Origin of the sequence: Streptomyces sp. (genome assembly GCF_031178505.1) — a bacterium.
Classification (GTDB): Bacteria; Actinomycetota; Actinomycetes; order Streptomycetales; family Streptomycetaceae; genus Streptomyces; species Streptomyces gulbargensis.
Map to the genome: position 1 here is coordinate 1 of NZ_JAPSIW010000606.1, position 4,293 is coordinate 4,293.

Annotated in this window: 5 protein-coding genes and 1 pseudogene; 4 read left to right on the top strand and 2 right to left on the bottom strand. The window is 70.2% G+C overall.

Annotation, left to right across the window (positions count from 1 at the left end; translation table 11 throughout):
* From RIF68_RS28800 to RIF68_RS28815, 4 genes are all read left to right on the top strand, one after another.
* Nucleotides 1-317: hypothetical protein (locus tag RIF68_RS28800; protein ID WP_309054223.1), on the top strand; the 317-nt coding region annotated here is incomplete at its 5' end.
* Nucleotides 314-610: a hypothetical protein gene (locus tag RIF68_RS28805; RefSeq protein WP_309054224.1), complete on the top strand. Its 297-nt coding sequence runs from the start codon at nt 314-316 to the stop codon at nt 608-610. The genes RIF68_RS28800 and RIF68_RS28805, both read left to right, overlap by 4 nt.
* A 114-nt stretch (nt 611-724) precedes the next feature.
* Nucleotides 725-1,603: a hypothetical protein gene (locus RIF68_RS28810; RefSeq protein WP_309054225.1), complete on the top strand. Its 879-nt coding sequence runs from the start codon at nt 725-727 to the stop codon at nt 1,601-1,603.
* Between the two features lie 7 nt (nt 1,604-1,610).
* Complete coding sequence (locus tag RIF68_RS28815) at nt 1,611-2,810, top strand: S8 family serine peptidase (protein WP_309054226.1); 1,200 nt, start codon at nt 1,611-1,613, stop codon at nt 2,808-2,810.
* Nucleotides 2,811-3,017: 207 nt separating this feature from the next.
* Here the strand turns inward: RIF68_RS28815 and RIF68_RS28820 are convergent, their stop codons facing one another.
* Nucleotides 3,018-3,659 carry a hypothetical protein gene (locus tag RIF68_RS28820; RefSeq protein ID WP_309054227.1) on the bottom strand — a complete coding sequence of 214 codons (642 nt, stop codon included), beginning with the start codon at nt 3,657-3,659 and terminating at the stop codon, nt 3,018-3,020.
* Nucleotides 3,656-4,293 (bottom strand): annotated as a pseudogene (locus RIF68_RS28825) (hypothetical protein); the annotation flags it as partial. The pseudogene RIF68_RS28825 and the gene RIF68_RS28820, both read right to left, overlap by 4 nt.

Sequence of the window (4,293 nt, forward strand, 5' to 3'; positions counted from 1 at the left end):
TGTGGAAGACCGAGGCGGTCGAGTACCGGGAGTTCTACCCGCTGCCGGCAGCCGGCGACGGCCGCATCCTCGCCTACATGACCAACAACGACTCCGACCAGGGGCCCGCGCTGGTGGAACTCGGCGGCGGGGACGGAGCGATCACGACCATCGTCGAGTACCCGAGCAACGTCGACAAGGGCATGTCCATCTGGGCCAGGCCCTACTGGCACGAGGACCGGCTCTACGTGTCCGCGGTGGGCGCGCCCATCACGTTCGGGGACGAGAAGGCGTACTCCCTGGTCGCCCTCCCCACCACCGACCAGCACCGCCGATGACCCCCGAACAGGCCCTGGCCATCGTCCGCGAGCACCATGCGCAACCGCGACTGCCGGACGGCACACCAGTGCCCCTGGCCGTCTACGAGTTCGACATTGGCTACGTGGTGTACGCGGACTTCCCCGCCAGTATGGAGAACGGGCGCCCGCTCCGGCCCGCGCCGCCGGGCGGCAGCAAGGTCGTCGTCGCCAAGGACACCGGCGCCTGCGTCGTCCTCCCCGCCTACCCGAACGAGGCGACCGTCGAGCTGTACCGCCGTCACCTTCGTACTCGCCCACAGAACGATCAGTGAGGGACCCCTCCCATGACTTACCCCACGCCAACGCCACCTGGAAGCGGCAATCCGTACCTGCAGCCACCGCCTCAGGAAGGATGGCCACAGCAGGGCCCGGGTCCACTGCCGCCGATGCCACCGCAGTACGGAGCGCCTCGACAAGCCCCGTACGCGCAGGCCGGCTCGTACCCGCAGCCCGGCCCGTACGCAGCTCACCCCGCCGCCCCACCCACCGCTTGCTCTCCCGGAGCGCCCCTGCCGGCCGGCGGTGGAGGCCGCACCGTTCGGAAGGTCGCCGGGACCCTGCTCGGCATCGTCGGCGCGCTCGGTCTGCTGGGGGGCGGCATGTTGGCGACGCACGCGTACAACAACAGCCGGCAGAACGTGCCCAACGCGGAGGCCTACGGCCCGGTGCTGTGGCGCAACGAGACCGCTGAAACCCTTTTCCCCGCGACCGTCGGCGAACCGCCCGACTACCGCTACGAGGTGTCGGACGAAGAACTGGCGCACTGGCGTCGCATGGGCATCTCCGAGGACACGTCGTGTTCCGCGGGCCTCAGCGGAGAGACCAGGGAGACGGCGGAGCGCCTCGGCTGCGAGGCCGTGCTGCGCGCCACGTACGTCGATCTCACCGGCGAGATGGTCGCCACGGTCGCCGTCATCGTGATGCCCGCGGGCACGGACGCGGCGGAGGAACTGGGCCAGTACGTGTACGACCAGTCGAACGAGGACCTCCCCGACGCCGCGGTGATGCCGTACAAGGTCCCGGGCACCCTCGCGGCCAAGTGGGACGCGGACGGACGCAACGGCATGGGCGGCTCCGGAATCGGGGGCAACCTCCCCTACGTCGTCGCCGTCACCACCGGCGCGGTCGACGGGCGTCTCGCGTCCCATCTCCCCGACGAATTCAACGGATACGGCATCGACACGGAGGACCGGAAGCCGTGGATGGACGAGGCCGAGTCACTGAGCGGCATGTTCCGCACCAACATCATGAACCTGGAGAGGTGAGACGGGCATGACGTTCCAGACCGTACGCGCGACCTGCACCGCCATCGCGCTCGCCGGGCTCTGCTGCACCCTGGCCACCGTTCCGGCACACGCGGACACTCCGGTCGGCTGGGAGGGACAGGCGCTCGGCCTGTCCGCCGCGCAGCAGCTGAGCCAGGGCGCGGGGGTGACGGTCGCCGTGCTCGACACCGGCGCGGAGGCCGACCATCCGGCGCTCAAGGGCCGGGTGACCACCGGTCCCGACTTCCTCAAGGACGGCCTGCAGTCAGGTGACCCCGAGTGGGGAGGCCACGGCACCGCCATGGCCTCCGACGTCCTCAAGGTGGCACCGAAGGCGAAAGTCCTCTCCGTACGCGTGATCAACGACGAGGAGGATGACGAGACGACCTACCAGGAGCTGCAAGAACTGCGCAAGCTGGGCAAAAGCCCGATCGCCGAGGGCATTCACTACGCCGTGGACCACGGGGCCGACGTCATCTCCATGTCGCTCGGCAGTGCCGACTCATGGGGCGCCGACTACTCCGGCGAAGAGACTTCCGCCGTGGCATACGCCCTGGAGAAGGGTGTGCCGGTGCTCGCCTCTGCGGGCAACGCGGGAGACGAGTTCAACGGCACCTCGTACCCGGCCGGCTACGCGGGTGTGATCGCCGTGGCCGCCACGCAGCAGAACGGCGAGCGTGCCGACTTCTCCACCGTGCACACCTACAACGACGTGGCCGCGCCCGGCGTCGCCATCATGAGTGCCAGGAACACCGGTGGCTACGAGGCGGTGAACGGCACCTCCCCGGCCTGCGCGCTGGCGGCCGGCGTCGTGGCGCTGATGTACGCGAAGAACCCCGACCTCACCCCGGCCCAGGTCAACAACATACTGATCGCCACCACCAACCGTCCCCCCGAGGGCAGCAGCCCCCTGCTCGGCTACGGTGCGATCGACGCTGCGGCCGCGGTGGCAGCGGCAGCCTCACCCCCGAAGGACGAGACGGCCCCGATCGCCCACAAGGGCAAGGAGCACCTGGCGACTCCGGACGGCACCCCGAAAACCACGCACCCCGACCTGGAACAGGGCCTGTGGACAACAGGCCTGGCCGCGGCCGGCACGGGCCTGGCCCTCCTGGCCGGCGGCGCCCTCCTCATCCGCTCGGGTCGCCGCCAACCACCTGCCGGAACGGTCAACATGCCTCCACCACCCGGCCCCTATACCGGCTGACCTCCGGACCGGCCCCGCATCGCACCCCGGTCACCCAACAGCCCGACCCGCCGACCGGGGCCGGTCCCCGCGCCCACTCGCCCCGCCAGGGCCGGACGCCAGTACCGCCCGGTCGAGCGCATCAGCGACCGCATGGTGGGCACCGTACGGTCGGTACGGAGACCGCACGTCCCCGTGCCGTCATGGCGTGGCCGTCCGCGAGTCCGGTCACCCCGGGGACGGGGCGCTCCGCCGGCAGCTTTCCGGAAACGCTTCGAAGAAGCGCACGGCCCGCTGACTGGGCAGACGCACCCGGACCCACGAACCGTCGGTGAATCCGATCTCGTAGGTGTCCGCGTCGATGTCCGCACGGTGCCGAATCCACGCCACCTTGTGCGCCTGCGTGCTCCAGCCCGGCTCCACCGCGCCCAGCTGCTTCGCCGTCCCACGGCGTGCCCTCTGCACATACACGATCTGCAGTCGGCGGTCCGTGAGCTGCAGAACCGGAACGGCATCCGTAGTTCTCGACACCGGCCACAGCGCGGCCGCCAACTGCCCGCCGTCGCTGTCCCAGCCGCCTTGCAGCGGCTTGCCCCGTCGGCGCTGCCACTCGAAGAGCCAGTCGAAGCCGCCGAAGTAAGGAAGCCTCACCAGCCGCGTCAAGGCCCGGCTGACCCCCATCAGCCGGTCGCCCGGCATCCGCAGACCACGCAGCACCTGAGGCCTTCGGCTCCGCCGTGGCTTGCGCAGCCGGTGTCCCGGCCACGCGATCTCGCCGCCCAGCAATCGCTCACCGTCCGGCACGGCTCCGTGGGCACGAGCTCTGATGTCGTTGTAGGGCACGCGACGGAAATCGACAGGCACGTTCATCCGAACACTTCCCTCACCGACATCGCCGACCGGTCCTGAAAGCTTTGGGGCGCGGGCCTGTCCTGGTACTCGGCCTGCTCTGCTGTGGGGGGCGACGGGACGGACGCTTCCTGGTTCGCCACGTCCCACGTGCGGTCACCGATCCGTACTTCATCGAGACCGGTGGTCTCGTGCACGGTACGTTCTGCGGCGTCCGCCCACCCCGCCGCCGTCCCGTCGACGTCCCACCCGGTCTCGTGCTCCAGCACGCTGGCCGCTGTCGGAGCGGCACCGATGACCGCGCCACCCGCCTTCGCGCCGACTGCCATCTTGACGGCGTACTTGACCGGTGTCTTGAGCTTCTTTCGAGTCGGCTGGTGCCGCCACGCCGCTCGGGCTCTGGTACGGAGCCTTCGCAACCTCTGCAGCGCCCGCAACCGCTCAGCCAGATCCTTCAGCCGGTCAGCCAGCCTCGCCGTGATGCGCACCGCTTTCAGCATGCGATGCGCCGTGCCCGCGGCGGCGATGAGCGGACCGACCGCAGCCCCGACTCCGGCGGTCAGCAGCGCCACGATGGCAGCCGTGGCAGCGGCGACCAGCAGCGCCTCCACGATCTCGACGATCAGCTCGACCATCGCGTCCTCGGCGACGGCGC